The organism is Parasphingopyxis sp., assembly GCF_028279465.1.
GTDB lineage: Bacteria > Pseudomonadota > Alphaproteobacteria > Sphingomonadales > Sphingomonadaceae > Parasphingopyxis.
Map to the genome: position 1 here is coordinate 718,692 of NZ_JANQNS010000015.1, position 27,000 is coordinate 745,691.

Here is a 27,000-nt window from a genome sequence, read left to right on the forward strand (position 1 = left end):
GTGATGCTTTGTCGGAAAGAATTTTCAACGCGTGTAATCCTCCGCAAGTTCGCGGAAAAATCTCTCCGCCGAAAACTTGGTCTTTGCATGTTTTGCCGCCGCTTCGGCCATCCGCGCAAGGCGATCAGTATCTGCAAGCAACTCGCGGCTGACCTGCGCTATTTCGCGGCAATCGTCCGGAGCCACAAGCAGCCCAGATATATCGGGCTGTATGGTTTCGCCGGCGCCACCGACATCGAAAGTCACCACCGGCACCTTCATCATTTGCGCTTCTATCAACACATTCGGCAAGCCCTCGCTTTCCGAAGTCAGCCAGAACACATCCATCGCTGCAAGATAGTCGGCCACATTGTCGACTTGGCCCGGCATATGCAGCCGTCGCTCCAGCCCTGCATTGGCGAAGTGCCGAGCGACATCGGCGCGCAGCGGGCCATCGCCCACCATCAGGAACTGCGTTTGCGGAGCTTTTGCGGCGAGTGCAATCGCCGCTTCCGCCCATAGCAGCGGCTGTTTGACCGGCGAAAAGCGCATGACCGTGCCGATGATCGAGGCCTCCGGGTTGATGCCAGCAGCTGTTCGCGCTGCCGCTTTATCCTTGGTCGCACCGGGCCACTCAAAACCGTTATACAGTGTCCGGAACCGCTGGTCGGCCTTGACTTGCCACCATTGCGCGTAGGCAGTGGCGGCGGCGTTGGCGCAAAACAGAATGTTGATTTCCGGCCGTTCGAGCAGCCTCCGATAGACACGAGGATAGGAGGCAATCGGCTCCGCCCGGCCCGAACAGGGCACAGCCGGCATATGATGGAAATGCACGAATATCTTTGGCGTGCCGGCGGCCAGACCCGCATAGGCGGCAAGCAAACCTGTCAGATCGTTCCAGGCATGGATGACGCGGGGTCGGCTATCCCGGATATACGCGTAGAGCTTTTGGGCCCGGACATCCCAGCTTGGCGGTAGTAATGCGCATGGCAAATCCGCGCCGCCATCCGGCCCGAGTAAAACGATATCGCCGGCGCTGACGCCCGCCTCCTCCGCATAAAAGGCGGACGACGCGCCATCGGCATAGTTGAGAAGCGCAAGGTCAACATGATCAAAATCGTCGCTATCGCTGAAGTGCCGATAGGCCCGCGCCATCATCCGCTCCATCCCGCCACATGCAAGCGTGTTACCGACCATTAGCAAGCGGTTGTCCGTCGCATAATGTTGCACATCGTCCAGTCCACTTTCGAACAACCAGTCGAACGCCAGCTCGGCGGGTTCGGCGAGTGCTGGCATGACCTCACTGCGATTACGCGCATAATCCAGCAACGTCGCGCGACCCGGCACCGGTATGGTGAAATCCGCCGTCGACAGAATGTTGCTATCATCAAGCCAGCGCCCGCGTTCAGCGGCCAAGCTCGCGAGACGGCGACGGATAGCTCCGCGCGCCTTCGCGTGCCGCGTTTGCGTCAAGGCTTGCCGAAAAATGAGCCGCGCAAAACCCGGATAGCCAAGCGCTCTTGCGAGGCGTGCATCCGCAATCGCCCGATCGTGCTGCGGCAAATGCTGCGCAGCAAATAGGTGCATGGCACTATCGAATAGCGGGTCTCCGGTCCCGACACCGAGCTTGTGCATGCCCACAATCGCCCAATGTAAATGGGCCGGGGACGCCTCCCGATCGACGAGTTCAGACGTATAGTCACGCAAACCGGCGATATCCTTCCGGTCTCGAAACGTCTCGACTGCGGCCTGCGTCTTCTTCGCGGACGAGGCGAAAAGCCTGCTGAACGGCGACGATCGACCGGCTGGTTGCTCGGCTTCGATCCGAAGGCCCTCGGGAACCAGATCGCCCATCGGATGGTCAGAGCGGAAGGCAGCAACATCTCGAGCCATGTCACCATCATAATTGTCCAGCGATCCAGTGGCCGCCGATCTGGAATTTTCTTGGGCCAGCGAAACTAAAAAATCCGGCACGGGATCGAGCTGCGCCAGCATATGATCGGCCAAACCGCGATGACCGAGATGAAGCGCTGCTTCTGCGACACAGGCCGCCGCGAGTCGATCATGATCATCCGCGCGGAAAATATCGCGCCACACAGCAATGACATCGCGCCAAAAACCGTGCTGGCTCGCAGCGATCGCCGCGACGAGCGGACCATCGGGCGGTAGCGGAAAGCGGCGCACGGCTATCTGCCGAACAGGCGCGCGAACCGCGCCCGCCAGCGCCCCGGCCATCCCGCCGCGCGATGCAGCCGGTCGATCTCCTGCCGGCTGCGCTCGGCCTGGCGCGCCAGATCGCGTTCATGCCGCGCCGCGAGCGCCTGTTCGCGCTCTGCCCGCACACGCTTCTCGCTTTGCAGCCGGTCGATTTCCGCCCATGCCGCCGCCGTCCGAGCGCGCCACAGCGCCGCTTCGTTCTCCGCCTCGGTCAGCACCGGAACTTCATTTGCGTTCAAATAGACGCCACCGGCGATCAGCCTAGTTTCGACGGAATCGCCTGCTGCGATGAAGTCGGCAATGGTCGTTTTCAGCACCGAAACGTCAGCATATGTCTCACCAGCCAGTGCATCACGCAGCAGTTGCGCCGGTATCCAGCACCTTTCCGGCAAGTCCGCCGCCAATTGCGTATCGAAGGGGCCGATGGCGAGCAGGTCAGTCTGCACTATCTTGCTGTCTGCATTTTCGAGTCGCTCGCACAGCAGACCGAGCGTTGGCCCGAAATCCTCGATCGCATGGAAGGCGAATTGCAGATGACGCGCCGTTTCCCGGCCAAGTGCGGTCGAAAGGACGTCCGATAGTGTTGCGGGATTGCGCGCATCAACGAGCTGCACATCCTCGTCCGGCTCAAGAATGTCACGCATCGCTTCATGGATGTCGTCGTCGAGACAGAATATCGCGACCGGCAATGCCCCGCACTCCCATTCAGACGGGTCTTCCGCGTTTCGAATGGCGGTCAGCGCGGTGTTGTCCGCGAACCAGTAGCGCCGGGCGATTGAACCGCTCATGCGCCCTCTCCGAGCAAAGCGCGGTGATAGAGCGCGCTGTTCCGAGCGGCATCGAAATGCGTGGCGGCGAAAGCAAGAGCCTGCTCACGGCGCGCCGCAAAGGCAGCCGAATCGTCATGCCAGTCGATTATCGTGTCGGCGATTGCGCGCGGATCATAATCGATCAGTGCAACGCCGTCCGCCGCGCCGAAATCCTCCGCGAAGAGCGCGCGGGACAATATGGCCGGCAACCCGCTCGTCATCGCCTCCATCACGACCTGCGGAAATCCCTCGGATCGCGCGGGCAGCAGCAGCGCATGGTGATCGCGATAGAGATTGGGAAGCGCGGCATAATCGTGAAAACCGAGGTAGCGGCGATTGCCCACCTCGCGTTCCGCAAAATCGCCAGCGATGGTGAACGTGACGTCAGGCCGCTTATCCGCGAGCAGGTCCGCCGCCGCTTCGATCAGATCGATGCCCTTCTCCGCGCTATTCCGGCCAACGAAGAGGACTTTCTCGCAGCGGTCCGGATCGCCCTCGGACGGCGAAAAATGCCCGCGATCCACGCCCCGCCGGCAGATGTCTATCTTGTCCGGATTGCTCGCAATCTCGGCAATACGCGCTCTTTCCGTCCCGCCCATCACGATCACCGTACGCGCGACTTCGATTGCATAGCGTTCCTGCGCAGCGAGATTGGCGAGAAATGCCGTGCCCTGCATCGGCCTTCCGGCCGCCTCATGTACGGCTGTCTGCGTCGCGATATCGTTGCCGGCTATGCGATAGACATAGTCGCAACCCGCATGATGGGCGGCTCTGGCAAGCGCGAAATTATGGCCGATCATTCGCCCGTTGAGCGTACTGACGATATCCGGCGCATGTTCGGCAACCGCTGCCGCATAGTCCTCTGCGAGCACCGCCGCCGCATTCTGGCCTGCATCGTCCGCGGTATCCAGCTTGGCGAAAGATACGCCATAGTCGGCCGTAAGCCTCTGCCGATGCGGATCGCTTTCGGGTGGCAGATCGCGCATCAGCACCGTGATCGCGGCGCGCTCGCGCAGATCGCCCAACAGGCTCGGATATTTATAGCTGCCCCGGATTTCCCAATCACGCGCATCATGCGCAACCCAGGACGGTTCGAAAAAGGCGATATGCGTCACGATGGCTCGACTGTGCGGAAAAGCGGCGGCGGAAACAAGTTAGAGCGAGAGGCGGTCGCGATTGTCGACAAACCAGCGCCACGTTTCCTCCAGCCCGTCCTGAAGGTCAATCCGGGCAGCATAACCCAGCGTATCGCGCGCATGTCCGATATCGCACCAGGTATGGACGATCTCGCCGGTTCGGAACGGCTGATGCTCGACAGCAATATCCTGCCGGCTGATGTCGCGCAGCATGTCGATGATCGCGTTGAGCGGTGTCCCGATACCGGTTCCGAGCTGAATGGGGCCGGTCGCGTCGGATTGCAGCGCCGCGATGATCCCATCAGCCAGATCGCGCGCATGCACATAATCTCGGGTTTGACTGCCATCGCCATAAACCTTCAGCGTTTCGCCGCGCAGTATCTGCTTGATAAAGAGCGCGATAACGCTGCCCTTGTGCCAGGATCGGGGGCCGTACACATTGGAAAAGCGCAGCGATGTTGCCTTGATCCCGTAGCTCGCGACATAGGCCGAACAATAGCCTTCGACCGCCAGTTTCGATGCGCCGTAGGGCGATAATGGCGCGGGCACCATCGCTTCGTGAACCGGCGGTTCGGCCTCGCCGATGATTGCCCCACCGGTAGATGCGTTGACGATCTTGTTTACACCCAGACGCCGCATCGCTTCTAGGACAACGAGACTGCCGCCGACATTCACATCGAAATTGAACTTCGGCTCGGAAATGCTTGGAATAACCCGCGTATCTGCCGCGAGATGTACGACCGCATCAACGCCTTCGAGCACGTTTTCGACCGTTTCCGGATCGCGGATATCGCCCGATACAAATGTGACGTCACAATCGGCAATCGCTTCTCGCGATCCGAGCACCTCATTGTCGAGCACAACCACATCGTACCCGCCCAACTCCGCAAGCCGAGCGATCAGGTTGCTGCCGACAAAACCCGCACCGCCGGTGATCGCGACACGCATATTGGTCATAGAGATATTTCTCCACTTCTCGTCGGTTGTGATTTAGGCAATCATTGTTTTTGCCGGTAGCGGCAGATAGGCCAGCGACTTGGCAAAAGCCATCGCGTTATTCCGTCATCGCCAGAGGAACGGGTTCATGCTCTCCAAGGCCAAGTCTCTCCTCAAAATCGGCGCGCCACCACCCGTAAAAGATACATCACCAAAACCGGATTTTTCCGAACCAGATTTTTTGGAAGAATTTTGCGCATTGCTCGACAACGGAAAACCAGAACAGGCACTCGACTTTTTCCTGTCGCAGGCAGGCGCGCTGGCGGACTCAAATATTCACCGCCGCGTGAAGCTCAATCATTTTCGGTACGCCGCGCGCATTCTTGAACATCAAACCCGTGGCAAACATGGCATCGAGAAGCTGACGCGGAAGCTCCGATCGATCAACGAGAACCTTAAAGGCATCGAAATCCCGCAAGGCGCCTTTCTGGATTTCGGGTGCGGCGGGCATGATCCGCTGGGACTCGCGACCGCGCACTATCTCAACGGTTTCGACCGGGCGATCGCCTGCGATCTCTTTCCCATACATGTTCCGGCCTATTCCGCCTTCTCGATGTACGAGATATTGGCCAACATGCGCGGCTTCCCGCACAACTATCTGCGGCCGGATGGAGACCTCGCAGAGTTCAGGCGGCGCCTGATAGAGTTGGACCTACAGCCATTTATCGACCGGGATTTCGAAGCCGGGCTAGCGGCGCTTACAGGGAAGGTGGTCTATCGGCTCGACGATATCGTGAATCTGGATGTCGAAGACGAGGAACTCGCTCTCGCGGTCTCTTTTGCCGTCCTCGAACATGTCATGGATCATGAGCAGGTCTATGATTGGTTGTTCCGCAAGACCAAGCCCGGGGGTATCCAGTTTCACTTTGTCGATCTGGTGGATCATCGGTCCTATGGCGGTGGCGTCGAATTCGACCCGTGGAGTTTCCTCACCGAGGAAATCGGACCACCCAATGTCAACAGATTACGGGCTTCCGAGCATCGTACTGCACTCGAGAATGTAGGTTTCGAAGTCCTAGTGGATCGGCGCAAGGCAGGGACGATACCGTTGGAAACGAAGGAAAAGCTGATCCCGCCCTGGTCCGAAATGTCCGAAGCGGAAATTGGCGCGACCAAGATTTCGCTCGTTCTGCGCAAGCCGGTATGACATTGCCATTCAGCCGCATCGCAGACTAGGCAGCTCGCATGCAAATGGACCATTTTGGAGTTCGGGCCTTTCCATCGCTCGACGCCTATCAGAGCGATGCGCCGGGCAAGTTGCGCGTTCTGATCGCGACCGAGGAAATCGTCGGGCCGGTGCGCAATGGCGGGATCGCATCGACCTATTATCATCTGGCGCGCGGGCTGGCCGCGGAGGGGCATGACGTCACGGTCTGCTATCTGAAGGGCCAGGAAGTGGAGAATGAAACGGCCGACCATTGGGTCACGTTCTACGCCCAATATGGCATCGCCTTCGTGCCCCTGCCCGATCTCGGTGAACCGCTGGCGGGTGCGAGCGCGAAATGGCAGGCGCGCTGGCTCTCCTTCTACCGCTGGCTGCGCGATAGTGAGCGGTTCGACGTGGTGCACAGCTCCGAATGGCGCGGCGGCGTCTTTTATGCGTTGCAGGCGAAGCGGATGGGCCTCGCCTTCCAAGACACCCTCTTCGTCACCAAGACATCCTCGCCCTATATCTGGAACCGCCATTATCAGATGCAGCCGATCGACAATGTCGACCTGCTGATTGCGAGCTTCGCCGAGCAGAAATGCGTCGAATGGGCGGATATGGTAGTCGGCGGCAGCGCACATCTCCTCAGCTTCATGGATCATATCGGCTATCGCCTGCCCGAGGGGCGCACCTATGTGCAGCCCAACATAATCGATTTCTCCGAAGTACAGGTCGAGGACCAGCGGCCAGAACGCGATTTCGGCTACACGGTCGAGACCCGCGAGCTCGTCTTTTTCGGGCGTCTCGAACCGCGCAAGGGGCTGGACCTGTTCGTCCTCGCACTCGACATGCTGGTTGCGCAAGGCGTCGAGATCGACCGCGTGACCTTTCTCGGTAAACCGGGCGAACCGCTGGCCAACCAGCAAGGCATGCAGCCGCTCGATTTCATCAAGGAGCACGCGCAGCACTGGCCGTTTCCGGCCGATATCGTCACCGATCTCAATCAGCCCGAAGCGCTGAGCCTTATGTGTTCGCGCGATATGATCGCGGCGATGCCCTCGCTGATCGAGAATTCGACGATGGCCGTTTACGAGGCGCTTGTGCACAAAATTCCGTTCGTGGCCACCGCGGTCGGCGGCACGCCCGAACTGATCGACCCTGTAGATCATGATGCCACGCTTGTGCCGCCCGATATCGAAGCCCTCGCGCTGCGATTGAAAGGCGCGCTGGAAGACGGGCAGGTCGTCGCACGTCCGGCTTTCGACAATGATGCCAATCTTGAAACCTGGTACGGTTTTCATCGCCATGTCGCCGCCAAAGGCGCCGCATCGCTCGCCCCCGCCATCGCGGCCCCGAGCAAGCGCGAGACCATCGCGCTCGTCATCCATGCGGCCAATGTCGAAGCGCTCGACCAAGCTATAGAGCAGGCACTTGATACGCAGGACACCGACTCTGTCCTGATCTATTCGGCAGCTGTAGTCCCTGAATCCGTCAGACAGGAACTGGTCGAGCTCAAGGCCGATTTCATTACGATCAACGAAGCAATCGGTGCATCTGCAGGCGCATGCTTCAATAATGCGCTACAGATATCGCAGGATGACATCCTGGTGATGCAGTCGGCAGACGCCGTGCTCGGCAAATCCGGCTTCGAGGACGCACTGCGCACGGCTTGCGCGGCCGCACCAGACTCGCTGTTCACCAGTGTCTTCGAGTTCACGGCCGATACCGAGCGCGGCGAGCCCGACACAATTTTCGCGCCGCTCGGCGCCGATCCGGCGAGCCAGGCGCTCACCGGCGCTGCCTATGGCGTCGAACTGATCGCCGGCCGCCGCTCGACTTTCCTCAAATGGGGAGAGTTCGAAACCTATCGTGTACCAAAAGGCACGATCCAAGAATATGTGACCCGCGGGGCGCTGACAGGCCACGATTTCCTCGTCCTGCCCGAGATAGTGTTCGATCATCGTGGGGATTTTTCCGATATCACCGAACAGAGCGGCAATAGCGCCTATCTGGCGCAAAAAGCGCTGGTCGATGCGGGATCACTGGCCACCAAAAAACTCTTGCTGCACAAACCCGAAGCCGCGCGCGCGCCGGGCAATGCCGGGCGCATCATTCTCGGCCAAGCCCATCGCGAAGACGGCGAGACTGCCTGGCTGACCAATGCCGAGAAGATGGGTCGCGTGTCCGATCCACCGCCCAATCGTCATCATGTGCTACTCGGTTTCGATCGCGAAGCGGCGCGGCTGGATTTCGCCATTTTGCATGAGGGCACGCTTACGATCCGCGCGAACGGCGTTCCAATATGCGAAGACGGGGCATTCGGGCAGCGCGGCGCGTTTACGCGCGACAGCGTGGAACTGCTGGCGCTGCTCGAGGATAGCGATCGCCTGCGTCTCAGGATCGAATTCGTCCGGAACGGGCATGAACGGTTCGCCTCGATACTCGCGCAGCGGATCGAAGAGGGTATCTATTTCCTCAGCGCGCGCAGCCCGATCTTCTGGAACGGCGACTTCGAAGAGATGCTGGCTCTGATTGGCGGTAAACGCGAAACGCCGCCCCTGCCCCCGCTGCGTCGTCTGCCCGAATCGCGTCCATCTCTGGTCGCGCGCTTGCGCCGAACCGGCCGCTAGTCTCGCTGCAGCCGGGCGGTGTGACGCTGGATTCGCGGTGCGGTGTCGCTATAGGTGTGATCGGTCGCATAATTTGCCCGGCTGAATAGGCGCTAAGACCGACAGCCAGCATGATGAAGTGCGGAGGGAAATATGCGTTGGTCAGGCCTTTGGGGCAGTCTTTGGGCGGTCGCCGCGATCACGGCGCCGGCTCAGCTTCATGCCCAGGAACTGAGGCCCAGTCTCGAGGATAGTTTCCGGCTGGGGTCGGGAACCGGCCTGTTGTGCCGCGTCCAGTCCCGCCTTACCGACCCCTCACTCGCGACGATGTTCGACCGCGCCTATGCGATCGTCTGCAGAGATGCCACCGAACCCGTCGGCCATATCTATGCGCTGCGCACGAGCACCGACCCTGTGGCGCGCCTTGCCCAGTTGCGCGCACAGCGCGTCGCTTGCGAATCCGGCGAAACCTCTGACAGTCTCGAAACGATCGGCACCGCGCGGCGGCAGGATTGCACGCTGGCGAACGTGCCGGTCGGCTATACCGTCTATCGGCACGATGGCAGCGACACCGTCTATATCGCGGAAGGCCTGGCCGGCTATGATTCCGCGCTGCGGCTCGGCCTCAGAAGCATCGTCGCGGATCAGATCCTCCCCGGCACGCTGACCATCGCGACCACGGGGATGGGCGACGCCGCCGCCTTTGCGCGGGTGCAGGCCGGTACGCTCGATTCCGACCAGGCGCTCGCCGAAGGCTATCGGCGCAACAATAGCGGCGACTATGCCGAAGCGGCCGAATTTTTCGAAACGCTGTTGCGGCGCAATGCCGAAGAGGGCGGACCGGAAGCAGCCGAACGCGCCGGCGAATATCTGATCAATCAGGCGCTGCAGCAATCCAATCTCGGTGCGTTCGAAACTGCCGATGCGACCTATGCGCGGGCACTCGCGATCCCGAGCGCCAGCCCCACCCAGCTGCGCCTGCGCCGCAATTTCCAGGTTCTCCATCTGTTGAACCAGCAGCGGTCCGAAGAGGCGCTGGCGATCCTCGATCAGGGTCTTAGCGCCTTGATGACGCCGGCGGACGACGGCACCGCCGCAACGATCAGCGAATCAACATCGCAGCAAATCAACAGCGGTTCGGAATTCGCGCGCCAGCTCGGCGGCGAGGAAAGCGAACGGCTGACCGTTGCCGAACGCACGATCATTCTGGATGCGCAGGCCCAGCAACTGCGCGGCTCCATCATGCGGATGCGCGGCGACTTTGCGACCGCTACCCAAGCGCTCACCAGTTCGCTGGACGCTGTCGCCTCGGTGCGCGATGGCCGGGTGCGATCCACGGCCCGGTTGCGCGCCCAGGCGCTGACCGAACTTGCGAGCATTGCAGAAGCGCAGGGCAATATGGGGTCCGCCGAAGCGCGGCTACGCCAGGCGCTTGACCTGCTGGATGCCCAATATCCGCTGGCCATTGCGACAAGCGCGGCCAAGGCGCGGCTCGCCGCTTTTCTCGCGCGCAACGGACAGACCGAAACGGCGCTCGCACTATTCGCCGAGGTGGTAGCCGAAAGCCGCGATCGTGCGACACCGCGCACGAGCCTCGAAAACCAGTTGGCGCCCTATTTCGCGCTTTTGCTGGATCGTATGGACTCCGATCCGTCCTCCGTGGTGAATTTCTTTCTCGCCAGCGAAACTTTGGTCCGGCCCGGCGTCGCCAACACCCAGGCCGTGCTCGCGCGCGAGCTGAGCAACGGCAATGACGAAGCCGCCCGCCTCTTCCGGCAATCCGTCACGCTGACACGTGCCATCGAAAGCGCGCGCATCGAGCTCGGCCGCCTCCGCGCCGCCGAAGACCCCGATGAGGGCGCCGATCTCCGCATCGCCGCGCTGGAAACGGAGCTTGAGGAGCTGACCGCGGAACAGGCGGCAACCCAGGCCGCGCTCTCCAGCTTTCCGCGCTATCAGGCGGTTTCGACCGAAGCGATGAGCCTCGCGGACCTGCAGGCGGCGCTGGAGCCCGGTGAGGCCTATCTCAAGCTCAACGAAGTTGCGGGGCAAGTATATGCCGTCTTCGCGACGCGGGAATCGGCGACGGCCTATCGCGCCGGTATCGATGCCGACACGCTGGACCAGCGCGTGACTGGATTGCGCGAGACGATATCCACCGTCGAGGATGGCGTCCGCCTCACCTATCCGTTCGATGTCCGGCTCGCCTATCAGCTTTTCGTCGATCTGGTCGGGCCGGTGTCCGACCGCGTGGCGGGCGTCGACCATCTGATCTTCGAACCGGATGGCGCGATGCTGCGGCTGCCGCTCAATCTGCTCATCGCGGACGAGGCCGGTGTCGCGGCTTATGAACAACGCGTCGATGAGCTGGGCGACGATCCGTTCGATTTCTCGGGCATCGCCTGGTTCGGGCGTGACCGGGCGATCAGCACGGCGCTCTCCGCGCGCGGGTTCCGCGATGTGCGCAACCTGCCGCCATCGGGCGCGTCGCGGCAATATCTGGGCATGGGCGAGAATGCCGCGCCGACCGCCCGTCTGCAGCGCGCGAGTTTCAGCAGCGGCCCGATCGATCCGCGCTGCGGCTGGCCGCTGGCGCTCTGGCGTGCGCCGATCTCGGCCAATGAATTGTTCAGCGCCAGACAGCTGATCGGCCCCGGCCAGTCCACGCTTCTGACAGGGCAGGATTTCACCGATACCGCGATCATTGAGCGCGCCGATCTCAGCGATTTCCGGATTCTGCATTTCGCCACGCACGGTCTCGTCACGCAGCCGCGCGCCGATTGCCCGCCCCGCCCCTCGCTCGTGACCTCGTTCGGCAGCAGCGAGGAATCGGACGGGCTGCTCGAATTCGGCGAGATTTTCGATCTCAAGCTCGACGCCGATCTCGTTATCCTCTCCGCCTGTGATACGGCCAGCGCGGCCGGTTCGACCGTTACCGAAGCGGCAGGCGTCACCGGCGGCACGTCTGCGCTCGACGGCCTTGTCCGCGCCTTTGTCGGCGCAGGCAGCCGGACCGTTATCGCCAGCCATTGGCCCGCACCCGACGATTTCGCGGCCACCGAGCGGCTGATCACGGGCCTGTTCGAAGCCCAGCAGGGCACGTCGGTCGGCTCGGCCATGCTCGCCGCGCAACGCGAACTGATGGACGAACCATCGACCTCGCATCCCTATTATTGGTCGGGCTTCGCGATCGTCGGCGATGGCGCGCAGGATGTGGTCAGCGCCGAATGAGCCGATTTGGGGGATAATCGCGGTTCATGGCTGACACCGATACACCTGCCGCCAATGGCCTGCCCGACCGGGACTCGCTGATCGAACGCTGGCGGCGTGCGCGGCGCGAGATCGGGCCGACCCGGTTCATTTCGACGGTAATCCTGCTGCTTATTGCGCTTTTCGTGGCGCGCTACAGCTGGGTGATGCCCTTTACCGACGAGATCGAACGCGTCCTGTTCGATGTCCGCGCGAGCTACGCCATGGAGCAGGTCGAGGAGGACGAGCGCATCCTGATCGTCGTTTATGACGAGGACACGCTGATCGATACCGGCGTCCGTTCACCGCTCGACCGGGAAATTCTCGCCCAGGCGCTCGCCAATATCGATGCGATGAACCCCGAGGCCGTCGCCATCGATATCATCATCGATCAGGCGACACCCAATGATGCGCTGCTCGTCGACACGCTGCGCGCGATGACGAACCGGACCTATGTTCCGGTGGTCACACCCGAGCATAGCCCACAGCTTGAACTCCAGCCGCGTCAGATCGATTTTCTTGCCGATTTCGTCGAGCAAACCGATACCGATGCCGTCGACACGACCAGCGTGGTTCTGACGGCCGATGAGGACAATGTCGCGCGCAGCTGGCCAATTCAGCCCGACGATCTGCCGCCGGTGATCGCCAACGCGCTCGCGCCGGGCTACGACGTTTATCGCGATCATCGCGGCAGTATCGCCTATCGCATCCCGCTCTATGAGGGCGGCGCTGTGTTCACGCAGCTACCGATCGGCTTCTTCGCGGACCCCGAAATGGCGCCGGCCTTCGCTGAGTTCGTCACCGGCCGTTATGTGCTCATCGGCACCGCCCTCAACGATCGGGACCAGTTCGAAACGCCGCTCTCGCGATTGAGCAATGGCGCGACGATTCCGGGCGTCGAAGTCCATGCCCATATGCTGGCCCAGATGCTGGATGGCGTCATGTTCAAGCCAATTCCGCCATGGATATTGTGGCTAACGGCACTGATCGTGATCCTCTGCGCCGCGCTGACGAGCCTTTTGGATCTCCGCTTGTGGAAACTGGCGCTGCTGACCCTGATCCAGGCGGCCTTCATTCTGGTGATACCGTTCACGCTGCACCGCAATGGGATCGACACCCAGATGCTGCCGGTTTTCGGCTGGATCGCGGGCTGGATCATCGCCTTTATGACGGTCGGCGCGGCGGCCCGGTCGGTCGGAGCTGAAAAGCGCGAATATGTGCAGGGCGCGCTCAACAAATATCTGCCGTCCGATGTTGCGACGCAGATCATGGACGACCCCGAACGGCTGACGCTGCGCGGCGAAAAGCGGGCGATCTACGCCGTTTTCACCGATCTCGAGGGCTTCACCAAGCTTAGCCACGCGATCGAACCGGAAATGGTCGCGAGGCTGCTCAACAATTATCTCGACAAGATGAGCGAGATCGTTCTCGACTATGGCGGGACCATCGACAAGTTCGTCGGCGATGCCGTCGTCGCCTTTTGGGGCGCGCCGATCGCCCGGTCCGACGATGCCGACCGCGCCGCGCAATGCGCCATCGCCATGTGGCGGTTCGGCGAGGAATTCCGCCACAATGCGCCCGACGGCGTACCGCCGATCGGCCGGACGCGGGTCGGCCTGCATTATGGCGAGGCGATCGTTGGTAATTTTGGTGGCGAGGAGCGTATCCAATATACCGCACTCGGCGACGCCATGAACACGGCGGCGCGACTCGAAAGCGCGAACAAGCAGACCGATACGGTAATGTTGGCCAGTTATGAGGCGGTGGAGCGCGTTACAAAGGCGGATTTCCGCTGTTTGGGCCGTGTCACGCTGTCGGGACGGGCCACCCCCGTCAAAATCTATGAACCTGTGCTTGAAATCACCGCAGGTTCAGCCGCGTTGGTCGATAAGCTTTTCCGGGAATATGAAGAAGGAGATGAACAGGCCCGCGAAAAAATTGCCGAGTTGGCGGCCGAAAACCCCGACGACGCGGCATTGCAAAATTTCGCAAATCGCCTGATCACGACCGAACCAGGAGGGACTTATGTTCTACAAGGCAAGTAAATCGGCGTTTTACGCGGTGGCGGGCGTTGCGCTCGCCGCGATGAGCGGGACCGCGATGGCGGACGTTCTGGTAACACAATCGAGCGGTGCAATCGGGCGGGAACTGCCGCGCGGCACCCGGCTGGCGGATGACCGGATCATTACATTGCGGGCCGGCGATCGCGTCACCGTGCTCACGAGCAACGGCACGCGGCGCTTTGCGAGCCCCGGCCGCTATCGCGTTGGTGGAACCCAACAGGTCGCCTCGCGCGGCGTCAGAACGAACGGACGGCGCGGCGTAGCCATGACGGGGGCCAGCCGGACCTTCACGCCCATTGGCGCGGCAAGCCGCACCGAGTGGCAGGTCGATATCGATCAGCCGGGAACCTTCTGCATTGCCGATGGCCGGCCGATCTCGCTCTGGCGGTCCAACGCCTCCCATGCGGCGGCGCTCATCATTACGCGGGCCAGCAACGGCCAGAGCATGACGGTCACGCTGCCGGAAGGCGATTTCTCGGAAACCTGGCCGGACGGCATGGCGATGCAGAGTGGAATTTATACAATACAGATCACCGGCGATCCTGTTCAACGGGAAATCGAATTTGTGACGATCGAAGGCGATCTGAACGATCAGGTGGTTCTTGGCGCGGCGCTGCTGGAAAATGAGTGCAACGTCCAGCTCGAGGCGATGACCGCCAACTATCAGACGATCAGTCCGGACGGCGACTGATCGATTGCCGGCGGGGTCGCCCGGCGGACAGGGAGAGTAGAACGATAGCGCGTCAGGGGTAGACTGCATGTCGAAACGAATATTGGGGTTATGCGTGTTGACCGGTGTCGCGGCCGTGTCGCCCCAAACAGTCCATGCCCAGATCAACCCCGCGCCGACGCGCGAGGAAATCCAGCCCGACGAGCTTTCTCCGCTTCAGGACGAGCGGCCGCAAAGCCTCGCCGTCGAAGGCGGTATCGAACGCGCACCCTGCCCGCTCGCCCAACCGCAATTCGCCAATATTCGCTTCCGGCTGACCAATGCGACCTTCGCCAATCTGCGCGGATTGCCGGAAAGCGCATTGCGGCCGGCCTTCGCCGAATTTGTCGGGCAGGACGTGCCCATAGCCATCGTCTGCGAAATCCGGGACCGGGCGGCCTCAATCCTGCGTTCGGCCGGTTATCTCGCAGCCGTGCAGGTGCCCCCGCAGCAGATCGGCGATGACGGCATCGTCCGGTTCGATGTGCTGATGGCGCAGATGTCGCGCATTCAGGTGCGCGGCGATGCCGGGAATTCCGAAGGGCTGATCGCCTCCTATCTCGAACCGCTGACCGATATGGAGGTTTTCAACCAGCGCGAGGCCGAGCGCAGCCTGTTATTGGCGCGCAACCTGCCCGGCTTCGATACCCGGCTCACGCTGCGCCCCGCCGAGGGCATGCCGGGCCAGGTCATCGGCGATGTACGCGTCGAACGCACGCCCTTCGTGCTCGAAGCCAATGTCCAGAATTACGCTTCGAAATCGACCGGCCGTTGGGGCGGCCAGATCCGCGCGCAGATCAACGATATCACGGGTCTGGGCGACAGCACGTCGCTGGCGATATTCTCGAGCGCCGATTTCGACGAACAGTTCGTGCTGAACGCCGCGCACAGCTTCGCGATCGGCGGCGACGGGCTGCGGTTCGGGGCGCAGTTCACCTATGCCTGGAACGACCCGACGATCGGCGGCACGAGCCCGTTCGATACCGAAACGCTCGTCGCCGGCTTCAACCTCAGCTATCCGTTCATTCTCGATCAGGGCACGAGCCTGACGGGTTCGGCCGGTTTCGACTTTATCGAGCAGGACATCGAGTTTAGCGGCGCGCCACTAAATCGCGACAAGCTGCGTGTGGCCTATGCGGGCCTCTCGCTATTCACGACCGACAGAGACAGTATCGAAGGGCGCGGCGGCTATAGCGCCGCCGAACCGCGCTGGCGCGCCGGCATCTCGGGCGAAATCCGGCAAGGCTTCGATATTTTCGATGCGAGCGAACCCGGATTGCCGCCCGTCATCGCGGTGCCGCAAGCGCGCGCAGCGGGCGAAGCGGATGCTTTCGTCTTCCGTCTGAATGGCCTCGCCGAGTTTCGTCCGGTGCCCAATCTTGCATTCGTGTTCGAGCCGCGCCTCCAATGGACGAGCGATCCGCTGCTCTCCTATGAGGAATTTTCAGCCGGCAACTATACGATCGGCCGGGGCTATGACCCCGGCTCGATAATCGGCGATCGCGGTTTCGGCTTCCGCTACGAGATCCGCTACGGCACCGCCCTGCCCCGGACACTCGAAAGCTGGGCCGTGCAACCCTATGGCTTTTTCGACGCGGCATGGGTGGATAACGAGGATCCGCCGGCATTGGGCGGCGGCAGCGACGAACTGTTTTCGACCGGCGTGGGCGTCCGCGCCAATTGGGGCGACCGGGCGCGGCTCGACGCGACATTCGCGATCCCGCTGCGCCGCACCGACTTCCAGACGAGCACGCCGGATCCCAGGCTGCTGCTGTCCCTGCTCGTGCGGTTCGCGCGGTAGAATGATGCAATGGGGCGACGCGAAACGAGCGGGATGCTAGAGGATGAGATGAGGATGACCGACACGAGACCAGCCAGAGGCCGCATCCGCCGCTCCGCCAAATTCCGCTATGGCTGCGCGACGGCCGCCCTGATCAGCGCGGCCGGGATCGCTGCCCCAGCCCATGCCCAGATGCCGCCGCGCGGTTCGATGATCGTCGAAAACGCGCCGCATATGCGGCCGGGCATGATCGTCGAGAATATCCCGCATGCGCCCCGGCCGCCGATGATTGTCGAAAATATTCCGCACAGGCCGCAAGCGCCGACTATGGTGGAAAATATTCCTCATGCACCGCCCGCGACGATGATCGTCGAGAATATTCCGCATGTTCCGCCCGGCGGCATGATCGTGGAAAATATCCCGCACACCCCGCCCACCGATCTGGGCCTCGAGAATATCCGGATCAGCACGCCGGCACTCGTGCCCGGCCTCAATCAGCCGCAGATGCTGCCCGCAAACACGCGCGTCCAAGCCACGCCTGTTTTTCCGAATGCCGATGGCAGTTTCAATAGTTCCGCCGCGCTGGACAATGTGTTCCTGTTCGATTCCGAGGCCATAATCGACTGGACTCTTTTCGACACGGCCGGAACGGGCGATATCGAGTTTCTGCCCCAGGGGCGCCTGCTACGATACGATAACGCAGACGATTATGTGGTCCTGAACCGTATAATACCCAACGATCTCAGTCGCCGTATCGTTTTCAACGGGACGGTAGAAAGCCGAGTGAACGGCGTAAGAGGCGGCGAAGTCTGGTTCTATAACCCCGGCGGCATCGTGGTGAGTTCGCTGGCCACCTTCAATGTCGGCAGCCTGTTGCTGACCACGAGCGATATCGACACCAGCGGTGGGCTCGATGCCTCTGCCGGCATCTCCTTTACCGGGGTGAGCAATCCGAATTCGGAAATTGTCATCGAGTCTGGCGCTCAGATCAACGCCATCACAGAGGGCAGCTATGTCGCGATGGTCGCACCGCGCGTCGAACAGCGCGGAACGGTCACGGCCAATGGTTCGGTCGCCTATGTCGCGGCCGAAGAGGCGGTGCTGACGATCAATAACGGCTTGTTCGACATCGCCGTCACTGTGGGTACCGAGGACGGCAGCGATACGCCGACCGACTTCAACGACGATAACGGCATCGTCCATACAGGCACGACGACCGGCCCGGCCTCGGCCCCGGTCGAAGATCCCGTCTCCGGCGCGATCACCAACCCAGACGCCCAAGCCATCTATATGGTCGCGGTCCCCAAGAATGACGCGATTACGATGCTGGTGTCGGGCAGTATGGGCTATGACCCGGCCGCCGATGCGCGCTTCGTCAACGGCAATGTGGTCCTCAGCGCCGGCTATAACGTCTCCGTCGGGGGCAGCACATCGACGCCTAGGCCCTTCGTTTCCCAAACTCCGGTTAACGATATCTGGGCGAGCGTGCGTTTGGGCGACCAGGTCGCGGTTGCAGCGGACACGACGTTCACCGCGGACACAACGATTGCCGCCAGCGCGCAGCTCATCGCGCAGGCGCGCGGTTCCGAAACGCTGACGACCGATCTCGACTATGACCTCAATCTTAGCGCCGGTGCGCTGTTGGGCAGCGGCAACCAAGGCGTGGTGTTCGGCAATTTTCTGGGCGGCACAGTCAATATCGGCGGCGACGTCAACCTTTCGACGCCATCGGATGTCGGCAATAATTTCATCGACATTTCCGTCGACTCTGGCGGCACGGTGTCGATTGGCGGCGATCTCACGGCGACCGTCAGCACGATCGGCCAGGACACATTCACCCCCGGCGATCCTGGCGAGGATATCGATGGCAGCAGTATCTCGATCAACATTACCCAGGGCGGCACGCTCGACGTAGCGGGATCCGTATTCCTCAACGCGAATGCGCAATCCGGAAACGGCGATGGTGGGCGGGGCCTTGTGACCGGCGGTGCGGTCACGATCAACGTTTCCGGTTCCGACGGCGTGGGGGGAAGTTCGACTTTCTCGGTCGGCGATTCACTGTCGATAAATGCCGTGTCCAATGGGATCGTCGATTTCTTCAATGAGAGCCAGGCCCGCATCGCGGTATCGGATAGCAGCGTCATCGATGTCACCAACAACATCACCGTCGATGTCGGGTCGATCGACGGCGGGCCAAATTCGACCAATTATGGTGGCCGGTTCGACCTGACCGCGGACAATGGTTCGATCAGCTTCGACGATATTTCCGTCTTCGCGATCAGCGAGCCTGCTGGGGGGCCAAGCGGCCCGAGTGGCGATGGCAGCGTCCGCGAAGGTGGCTTTATCGACGTCACCGCCACGAATGGTGGATCGATCAGCGGGAATAGCGGCAGCTTTAACGCAAGTGCAGCCTCGACCAATGTCGGCGGTACATCGGCATTTGGCGGCGAAATAACGCTCACGGCCGATGGCGGCACCATCGATTTCGCAAACTTCCTGTCGGTCAGCGCCAACGGCCTCGGCAATGGCGATCTCGACCCGGCCGCCGGCTTCTTCGACAGCGGCGGATTTGGCGGGACGATCACGATAACCGTCGATGGCGCGGCCGGTGTCATGAACCTGGGCGATGTCTTTTTCAGCAGCGACGGACGCGTCGATGTCGGCATTGAAGGCGATCCGTTCGTGGGCGACGGAGCCAGCGGCCGCGGCGGCAGTATTACGTTCGACCTGCTTGGCGGCACTTTCACAGCCGATAGTCTGAATGTCAGCGCCGACGGCGAAGGCGGCCGCGGCGGCGGTCTGTCTGGCGGCGCTCCACCCACAACCTTGGTGACGCCCGCACCACTGGTATCCGCCACCGCGGCGCCACTAATCCCGGGCGGTATCAGCGCACCCTTTATGACCGGCGTTTCGGCCGGCGATGGCGGCGACGGCACGGGCGGCAATGTCACCATGAACCTCGATGGCGGCAGTGCCACCCTCACCAATTTCAGTGTGACGGCCAACGGCTCTGGTGGCAGCGGCGCTTTCGGCGATATCGCCACAGGCACATTCGGCGGCAGCGGCGGAAACGGAATCGGTGGCAGCGCGACGTTCAACGCGATTTCAGGATCGCTGACAGTCACCAACACTCTGACGGTATCGGCCACCGGTAACAGCCTGTTCGGCGGCGGCGAAGGCGGTAGCGCTTTGGGTAACTCCGCCGGCGATGGCGGGAACGGCCTTGGCGGCTCTGCCACATTCAACCTCGATGGCGCTGCGACGATTGATGCCACCGATGTGATCGTTTCGACCGAAGGGTTCGGCGGCTCGGGCGGCAACGCATTTCTGACCTTCGACATCCTGGGTGTAGAAATACCCGGTGGTACGCCCGGGCAAGGCGGCAACGGCACCGGCGGTGACGCCGTGTTCAACAACACGGCCGGCACGCTGACTTTCGCGACCCTGACTGTCTCCGCAGACGGGTCGGGCGGCGGCGGAGGTTCCAACTTCGGCCTGACCATAGGCGATGCGCGCGAAAACGGCGCCGATGGCGGCGACGGAACGGGCGGAACCGCGACGATCAACCTCAATCAGAACGATCTGACCGACCCCGTCTACATCGTCTCGGCAAACGGGACCGGCGGCGCGGGCGGCAGCGGCATCGATGGCGGAACCGGCGGCGATGCGACAGGCGGCAGTGCGGCGATCAATATCAACGATGTGCAGGTTTCGCTCGACGACCCGACGATCGTCGCCAACGCCCTTGGCGGTGCGGGCGGCAGTCCCGATGCGGTCGGGGGCGCTGGCGGTGATGGCGGTGCGGCGACCGGCGGCACAGCAACGCTCCAGGTCAGCGGTGCAGGTGGCAGTATCGATCTGGCGTCAATTCAGCTCGAAGCCAATGCTACGGGCGGAGCGGGTATCGGTGGCTATGGTACGTTCGGCGGCGGCATACCGGGCGGCAATGGCGGAAGCGGCGGCGATGCGAATGGCGGCACGGTCGAAATCATCGCACGGACCGGGGGCACGATTACGCTGGCGCCGGCCCTTTTCACCATGACCAGTACGGGCACCGGCGGCGATGGCGGAAGCGGTGGATATAGCTATGACAGCGGCGGCGGCGATGGCGGCGGTGGCGGCGATGCCATTGGCGGCACCGCACGGATACTGGCGCAAGGCGGAACCGTGTCGGGCAACAACCTTACTATCACAACAGCGGGACTGGCTGGCGATGGCGGCGCCGGTGGCACTTACGGTGCATTCGGACCCAGCGGCGCCGATGGTTCTGGCGGAAACGGAACAGGCGGCATCGGTGTCATCGAGGTACAGGAAGGCAGCCCGGGCATAGTGACCCTGGCCAATGTGTCGATCATCGCCAATGGCACAGGCGGCGGCGGCCCGGTCGCGGGTGCCGGCGCTGGCGGGCGGATCGAGATTACCGACAGTTCGACCGACCCCGCGGGCCTGATCACCCTCGACAGCTTGACCGTGGACGCCTTCGATACAACCGTAGCCACGCCGCCTATCGGTTCGGCGTCCGCACTCCTCGGCGGCTTCTTCGTCAGCGGCAATAGCGGTGTTGTCAGCATTCTCGGTGACCTAACGGTCAATGTTTCCGGCAATATCGAATATGCGTTCGATGGCGACGGGCAGATGACCGTCGGCGGCAACGCAACGCTGAACAGCAACCAGAATATCCTGGTCGACCACACGAACAACACGACGCCGGTCAATTCGATCGATGTGGGCGGCGATTTTACTGCTACTGCACAGCTCGATTTCATCAGCTCCGCAGGCGCGATCATCAACGCTGGCCCCGGAATAAGCATTCGCGCCGAGCAGAATGCGTCGGCAAACGATCTCCGCGCCGTCACCAATATTCTGCTCTCCGCGCTCCAGGACGCGACGCTGAACGATGCTACCGTCAGCGGACCACCGATCACGGCTCCCATCACGTTCGGAACTCAGATTCTTTCAGGCGTGGAAATCCGCGCCGGTTACGATCCCGTTTTGACGAGCGGCTCCTACAATCCGAATTTCAACGCGGTCGTGACTGGCACTGTGACATCAACCGGCTTTGTCGACATATTCGCCGGCGGCAGCGCAATATTCCAGACCGGCGCCAATGTGATGTCGGACAATGGCATAGAGGTGTCGACCGGCGATGATATCATCGTCAATACAGGCGCAATAATCGAGGCCGGGGTGAACCCGGCTGATGCGCCGGATTTGCTTTTACCCTTTTTCACCGAAAACAACCTTGTGCTCGACGCTGGGGATCTTGTTACCCTCCTGTCCGGCCCGCCGCTGACGCCAATCGCATCGATCGTGAATGCAGGCGATATAAACGCCAATGCTTTTGCCGTCGCTTTAACCGCCGACGCTATCGATGGCACGGATGGGACGATCGCCGGCGGTTCTATACGCGCCGACATCAACAATGCCCCTTCCAATGCGGCGATCGCGGCGATCGGCCAGTCGGACGATGCCGGCCTGCTCAGCGCTCCTTGTCTTGAAGGCAATATGTGCCTTGGCGCCATCTCTGCTGACAATCGGGTCGAAATCGGTCAGTTTGGCGTCCCTGTAGCCCTCGTGCTCGAAGGCGGATCGGTATCGGCGAACGATATCCTGATCACGACGCGGACGGGCATAATCATCGGCACCGGCGGCATCGCCTCCAGCTTTACCGCCGCCAATCAAGTGCGGATCGAAAGCCAGGAAGGCGATATCGATCTGCGCGATACGACGATTTCGAGCGATACGCTGCAGATTTTCGCGACAAGCGGCAGCCTGTTGGGCACCGGCAATCTCGTCAGCGTCAATGATGTTGGCGTCACCGTCGGGGCCGACCTAGTCGCCGCCAGCATCGACGCGGGCGGACAACTGACGACGGCGGCCGATATCGGCGGCGCGAACGAGACATTCTACAGCGTCCCCGGCAGTATCGATGTCGGTAGCTATGCGCAGGGCGACGCGATCGCTGTCAATATCGATGCCGGTGCCAATATCAGCTTCGGCACTATTTCGGTGCCATCAAACCAGAACATCACGCTGACTGCGGCAGGCGGCGGAACGGGCGATGTCTTCCTGGGATCGGCCACCGGCGCATTGAACATAGCTTTGACGGGCGACAATGTCGGTTTCGGCGATCTCACGGCCGCAATCGACGTTAGTTTGCAGGCCAATAACGGCGCAGCAACCGGCGGCGGCATCACAACGGGCCGCGATATCACCATATCCGCCACCGACATCGCGGTCGGGGATCTGAATGCCGGGATAAACATCGATCTCGACGCTGCGCAGGCGATCCGCTTCGCCGATGGCACCGCCGTGAGCACATTCACGGCCGATGCAGGCACGTCGATCGACTTTGCCGATATGATCGGCCGCGATATCCAGTTCACCGCTGGCGCCGCGATCACGGGCATAAGCGCCATCTCACCCAATGTAACAGGCGGTATCTTCGATCGCGTGGTCCTGTCTGCGGGCGGAGATGTTGCCGTGGGCACGGTCAGGGCGATCGACATCGTGAATGTGACAGGCGCCATGATCACGATCGGCACGCTCGACACCTCTTCCGGAACCGTCACCGCCACTGGCGCGGTCGATATCGGCACGGTGCTCGGCCGCACACATGATATCGAAGGCAGTTCCGTAGCGCTCGGCATGATCGATATCAGCCCGTTCAATGCGATAACCGTAAACGCGACAGCCGGGACCATCACATCCGGCAATATCACGGCGGGCAACGCCGCCTTCACAGCGACCGGCGATGTCGATCTCGCCGATGCTGTCGTGACGAGCGATTTCGACGTGACGGCCGGCGGTGCCATCACCTTCGGCAATATCACAGCCCGCGACACGCAATTTATCGCCACAGGCTCGATCACGGGCATGGACGTGATTTCGCCGACCAGCACCGGCGGCATATTCGATCGTATCGTCCTCGATGCCGGCGGCGATGTGACCGTGGGCAACCTGTCCGCGATCGACATCGTCGATGTCGACGGCGCGGCGATCACAATCGGCACGCTCGACACCTCTTCCGGAACGGTTACGGCCACCGGCGCGGTAGATATCGGCTCGGTGCTCGGCCGCACACATGATATCGAAGGCAGTTCCGTCGCGCTCGGCATGATCGATATCAGCCCATTCAATGCGATAACCGTAAACGCGACGGCTGGTACCATCACATCCGGCAATATCACGGCGGGCAACGCCACTTTCACCGCGACTGGCAACGTCGATCTGGCCGATGCGGTCGTGACGAGCCTGTTCGACGTGACGGCCGGCGGGGCCATCACCTTCGGCAATATCACGGCCCGCGATACGCAATTTACGGCCGCGGGCGCGATTACCGGCATGGACGTAGTTTCGCCGACCAGCACCGGCGGCATATTCGATCGGATCGTCCTCAATGCCGGCGGCAATGTGACCGTGGGCAATCTGACCGCAATCGACATTGTCGATGTCGACGGAGCCGCGATCACAATCGGCATTCTCGAAACCAATAACGGCAATGTGCTCGGGACCGGCGCGGTGGATACCGGCGCCCTGCTCGGCCGTACGCACATAGTCCAGGGCACCTCCGTCGCGCTCGGCCTGATCGACGTCAACCCGGCCAACGCGGTCGCTGTAACGGCGACGACTGGCGATATTGTTTCAGGCGATGTCGCGGCCGGCAACGCGACTTTCAACGCCGCCGGCAATGTCACATTCGGCGATGCCCTCATCACCAGCCTTTTGGATGTGAATGCCGGCGGCGATATCGCCTTCGGCGCGGTCACGGCACGCGATACGCAGTTTATGGCTGGCGGTGCGATCAACGGAACGAGCATTCTCTCGCCGACGAGTACGGGCGGCATATTCGACCGTATCGTTTTGAACGCCGGTGGCGATATCGACGTGGATACGCTCGAGGCGATCGATATCGTCGATGTCGACGGGGCCAATGTCACGATCGGCACCATAGACTCAAATTCCGCCAACGTTCTCGCAACCGGCGCCGCGAATATCGGAACGATCCTTGGCTTTACGCACCAGATTTCGGGCCAGTCGGTGCGGCTGGACAGCGGATCGATCAGCGGCACTCTGACCGTCGCCGCTACGGCCGGTGACATAACGGGAAGCGGTGCGATCACAGTCGGCCGATCGGCCGATTATGAGGCAACGGGCAGTATCGGCTTCGGCAGCCTGAGCGCCGCTAGTATCGATATGAACGCCGGCGACGGCATCGCAGGTGGCGATCTTGACGCGACGAGCACGATCGATCTTGCGAGCGGACTGGGCGGCTTTAGCGGCGACCAGCTGGGCGCCGGCGGCGCGATTACGATCGTGACGAACGGCGACATCGCCTTCTCCGATGCTGTTGCTGGCGCGAACATCCGCCTGACCAGCACGAGCGGTGGTGATATTTTGGCCGACACGATCGACAGCGCAACGAACGTGATCCTGCGCACTGCCGGTTCGGTGGGTGTAAACGACATAATCGCGCAAAAAACCGGCCAAGGTCTCGTCCGCATCGATGCCGAGAGCGGCATCACGATCGGCAGTCTAACCGGCAATGATAGCGAAATCACATCGACCAACGGCGCAATCCGCGTCGAGACCGATATCGATCTCACCAACCGGCTGTTCGCCTTCGGCGAGAGCGTCTTCCTGCGGTCGCTGAACGATCTGTCGGTGCGCGCGGAAGCCAGCGCCGGATCGATCGATATCGAGACGACCGCGGGCCTCGACGTGGACGGCGCCCTGGCGACCGGCGACATCCGGCTGGTCTCGACCGGCGGTTCGGTCAACGTCAACGCAACGGTCGCCGCGCCCTCCAGCGCGCCGATCGCTTTCGCATCGGTCGCGCCGCAGACCATCACGAGCACGGCAGGCGATATCACCATTTCCGCGGCAGGCGATGCGTTCGTCAATGCGGATACGGTCGCCGCGGGCACGCTCTTCCTCGATGCTGGCGGCCTGCTGGGCATCAATGCGCTGGCGTCTGGCCTTGTGGTTTCGACTTCGAGCAGCGATCTCGATATCGCTTCGACCGGGCAGCTCGGTGAGTCGGACTTCACCCAGAATATCGAAATCTTCAGCACATCGGCTACTGGCACGGTGCTCGGCGGGACGGGTACCGCCGGTGTGTTCAGCCTCGATGCGGATGAATTCACCCGGATCTTCTCGGGCGGCGATCTCAGCATCTTCTCCTTCATCGCCGCGACGGGCGGGCCGTCGCTAATCATCGAAGACCTGTCGCTCGACGTCGCCAGCGGCGCGGGCGGCAGTCAGGACGGGATCATCGGGACTGGCGGCACTCTCTCCATCGCGACAGAGGGCGATATGCGCGTGAACGGCGCCTTCGCCCTGAACGGCGCGACGAACGGGAACACGGTGTCCCTCAATGCCGATCAGAATATCCGCGTCGACGCGGTCAGTGGCAATATCGCGCTGCGGGACGCCAATGGCGGGCTTGCAGGGCAACTCTCGCTCGCCGCCGGAACGATCACGGCAGCGACAGACGCGGCCGTCGCCGATATTGCTGGCGCGAGCGTCTTCGATATCGACGCCCGGCTTGCGAATAATGACGGCATCGTACGCGACGACGGCTTCTTCCAGGCCGGCGCCATCGCCTTCTCGATCTTCGATGGTCTCTACATCCAGAACAGCGCATCCGGCACAGACTTCGACGATCGGCGCGGCTTCCTGGTCGGCGATGGCGGGCTGTCCATCGCGGGCGGCGCAACCGGTATCCCGTCAGCCATCGTGATCAACGGCATCCAGCAGTTGAGCACCGGCACGACGATCACGGGCATCGATATGATCGCCCAGACCGTTATCACCGGCCCCTTCGATACTGCTTCGACGATCAATGGGTGCGTAATCACCGACCCGGTAAACTGCACGGGCGCACCTCCGCCCGCTCCGCCACCTCCGCCACCTCCGCCGCCGCCTGCTCCGCCTCCTCCTCCGGGGCCGCCACCTCCGCCTCCGCCACCGAGCGTCCCGGACGAGCCGCTCGAGCCCGTCCAGGGACTCATCGAAGAGGAGATCGAAGAGGAAGAAACCGAAAATGCGGGCGAGCCTGTCGCGCCGCTGATCGAAACGGTTGATATCATTCCGAACCGCGAGGGGCCGGTAATCGACGATCCCGTCACCGGATCGGGCAACGAAGACCTATGGATCAGAAACCCCGGCGAGGCCGGGTTCGAGGATTAGGGCCTGTACTCACACATGAGGCGGCTTCGGTTTGAAGCGAAATGGCTCAGTGCAAGGAGGAAAGGCACAGGAATATGTCAATATTTCAAGACTTTCGGACGCAGCAATGAGCCAT

The 27,000-nt window shown here is 62.0% G+C and carries 11 protein-coding genes; 7 read left to right on the forward strand and 4 right to left on the reverse strand.

Translation table 11 applies throughout. The annotated features are described in order from the left end of the window. Positions 1-24 precede the first annotated feature (24 nt). Genes Q0974_RS13085 through Q0974_RS13100 form a run of 4 tightly spaced genes read right to left on the reverse strand, consistent with a single transcriptional unit; the run spans position 25 to position 5,098 of the window. Positions 25-2,214 (reverse strand): glycosyltransferase, encoded by a 2,190-nt coding sequence (locus Q0974_RS13085; RefSeq protein ID WP_299328305.1) that lies wholly within the window; start codon positions 2,212-2,214, stop codon positions 25-27. Then, complete coding sequence (locus Q0974_RS13090; protein WP_299328307.1) at positions 2,166-2,984, reverse strand: hypothetical protein; 819 nt, start codon at positions 2,982-2,984, stop codon at positions 2,166-2,168. Before Q0974_RS13090 ends, Q0974_RS13085 begins: the two co-directional genes overlap by 49 nt. Further along, positions 2,981-4,120, reverse strand: a complete 1,140-nt coding sequence (locus Q0974_RS13095; protein ID WP_299328310.1) for a glycosyltransferase — start codon at positions 4,118-4,120, stop codon at positions 2,981-2,983. Before Q0974_RS13095 ends, Q0974_RS13090 begins: the two co-directional genes overlap by 4 nt. A 39-nt stretch (positions 4,121-4,159) precedes the next feature. Further along, positions 4,160-5,098 carry an NAD-dependent epimerase/dehydratase family protein gene (locus Q0974_RS13100; protein ID WP_299328312.1) on the reverse strand — a complete coding sequence of 313 codons (939 nt, stop codon included), beginning with the start codon at positions 5,096-5,098 and terminating at the stop codon, positions 4,160-4,162. A gap of 220 nt (positions 5,099-5,318) precedes the next feature. Between Q0974_RS13100 and Q0974_RS13105 the strand changes: the two genes are divergently transcribed. From Q0974_RS13105 to Q0974_RS13135, 7 genes are all read left to right on the forward strand, one after another. After that, positions 5,319-6,284, forward strand: coding sequence for a methyltransferase domain-containing protein (locus tag Q0974_RS13105; RefSeq protein ID WP_299328315.1), 966 nt, complete (start codon positions 5,319-5,321; stop codon positions 6,282-6,284). A gap of 44 nt (positions 6,285-6,328) precedes the next feature. Continuing rightward, on the forward strand, positions 6,329-8,914 hold the full coding sequence (locus Q0974_RS13110) for a glycosyltransferase family 4 protein (protein WP_299328318.1): 2,586 nt from the start codon (positions 6,329-6,331) through the stop codon (positions 8,912-8,914). A 132-nt stretch (positions 8,915-9,046) separates the two neighbouring features. Then, positions 9,047-12,124, forward strand: a complete 3,078-nt coding sequence (locus Q0974_RS13115) for a CHAT domain-containing protein (protein ID WP_299328321.1) — start codon at positions 9,047-9,049, stop codon at positions 12,122-12,124. 26 nt (positions 12,125-12,150) lie between these two features. Then, complete coding sequence (locus Q0974_RS13120; protein WP_299328323.1) at positions 12,151-14,187, forward strand: CHASE2 domain-containing protein; 2,037 nt, start codon at positions 12,151-12,153, stop codon at positions 14,185-14,187. Next, positions 14,168-14,896 carry a hypothetical protein gene (locus Q0974_RS13125; RefSeq protein WP_299328326.1) on the forward strand — a complete coding sequence of 243 codons (729 nt, stop codon included), beginning with the start codon at positions 14,168-14,170 and terminating at the stop codon, positions 14,894-14,896. Before Q0974_RS13120 ends, Q0974_RS13125 begins: the two co-directional genes overlap by 20 nt. Positions 14,897-14,963: 67 nt before the next feature. Continuing rightward, entirely contained in the window at positions 14,964-16,715 is a 1,752-nt protein-coding gene (locus tag Q0974_RS13130; RefSeq protein ID WP_299328329.1) for a ShlB/FhaC/HecB family hemolysin secretion/activation protein, read from the forward strand. Positions 16,716-16,769: 54 nt separating this feature from the next. Further along, positions 16,770-26,885, forward strand: coding sequence for a hypothetical protein (locus Q0974_RS13135; protein ID WP_299328332.1), 10,116 nt, complete (start codon positions 16,770-16,772; stop codon positions 26,883-26,885). Positions 26,886-27,000: the final 115 nt, after the last annotated feature.

What these genes read in the sequence shown, in the direction of transcription:
- Q0974_RS13115 (WP_299328321.1), top strand. Translation starts at nt 9,047, where the DNA reads ATGCGTTGGTCAGGCCTTTGGGGCAGTCTTTGGGCGGTCGCCGCGATC.
- Q0974_RS13125 (WP_299328326.1), top strand. Translation starts at nt 14,168, where the DNA reads ATGTTCTACAAGGCAAGTAAATCGGCGTTTTACGCGGTGGCGGGCGTT.
- Q0974_RS13100 (WP_299328312.1), bottom strand. Translation starts at nt 5,098, where the DNA reads ATGACCAATATGCGTGTCGCGATCACCGGCGGTGCGGGTTTTGTCGGC.
- Q0974_RS13085 (WP_299328305.1), bottom strand. Translation starts at nt 2,214, where the DNA reads ATGGCCGGGGCGCTGGCGGGCGCGGTTCGCGCGCCTGTTCGGCAGATA.
- Q0974_RS13110 (WP_299328318.1), top strand. Translation starts at nt 6,329, where the DNA reads ATGGACCATTTTGGAGTTCGGGCCTTTCCATCGCTCGACGCCTATCAG.
- Q0974_RS13120 (WP_299328323.1), top strand. Translation starts at nt 12,151, where the DNA reads ATGGCTGACACCGATACACCTGCCGCCAATGGCCTGCCCGACCGGGAC.
- Q0974_RS13090 (WP_299328307.1), bottom strand. Translation starts at nt 2,984, where the DNA reads ATGAGCGGTTCAATCGCCCGGCGCTACTGGTTCGCGGACAACACCGCG.
- Q0974_RS13135 (WP_299328332.1), top strand. Translation starts at nt 16,770, where the DNA reads ATGACCGACACGAGACCAGCCAGAGGCCGCATCCGCCGCTCCGCCAAA.
- Q0974_RS13130 (WP_299328329.1), top strand. Translation starts at nt 14,964, where the DNA reads ATGTCGAAACGAATATTGGGGTTATGCGTGTTGACCGGTGTCGCGGCC.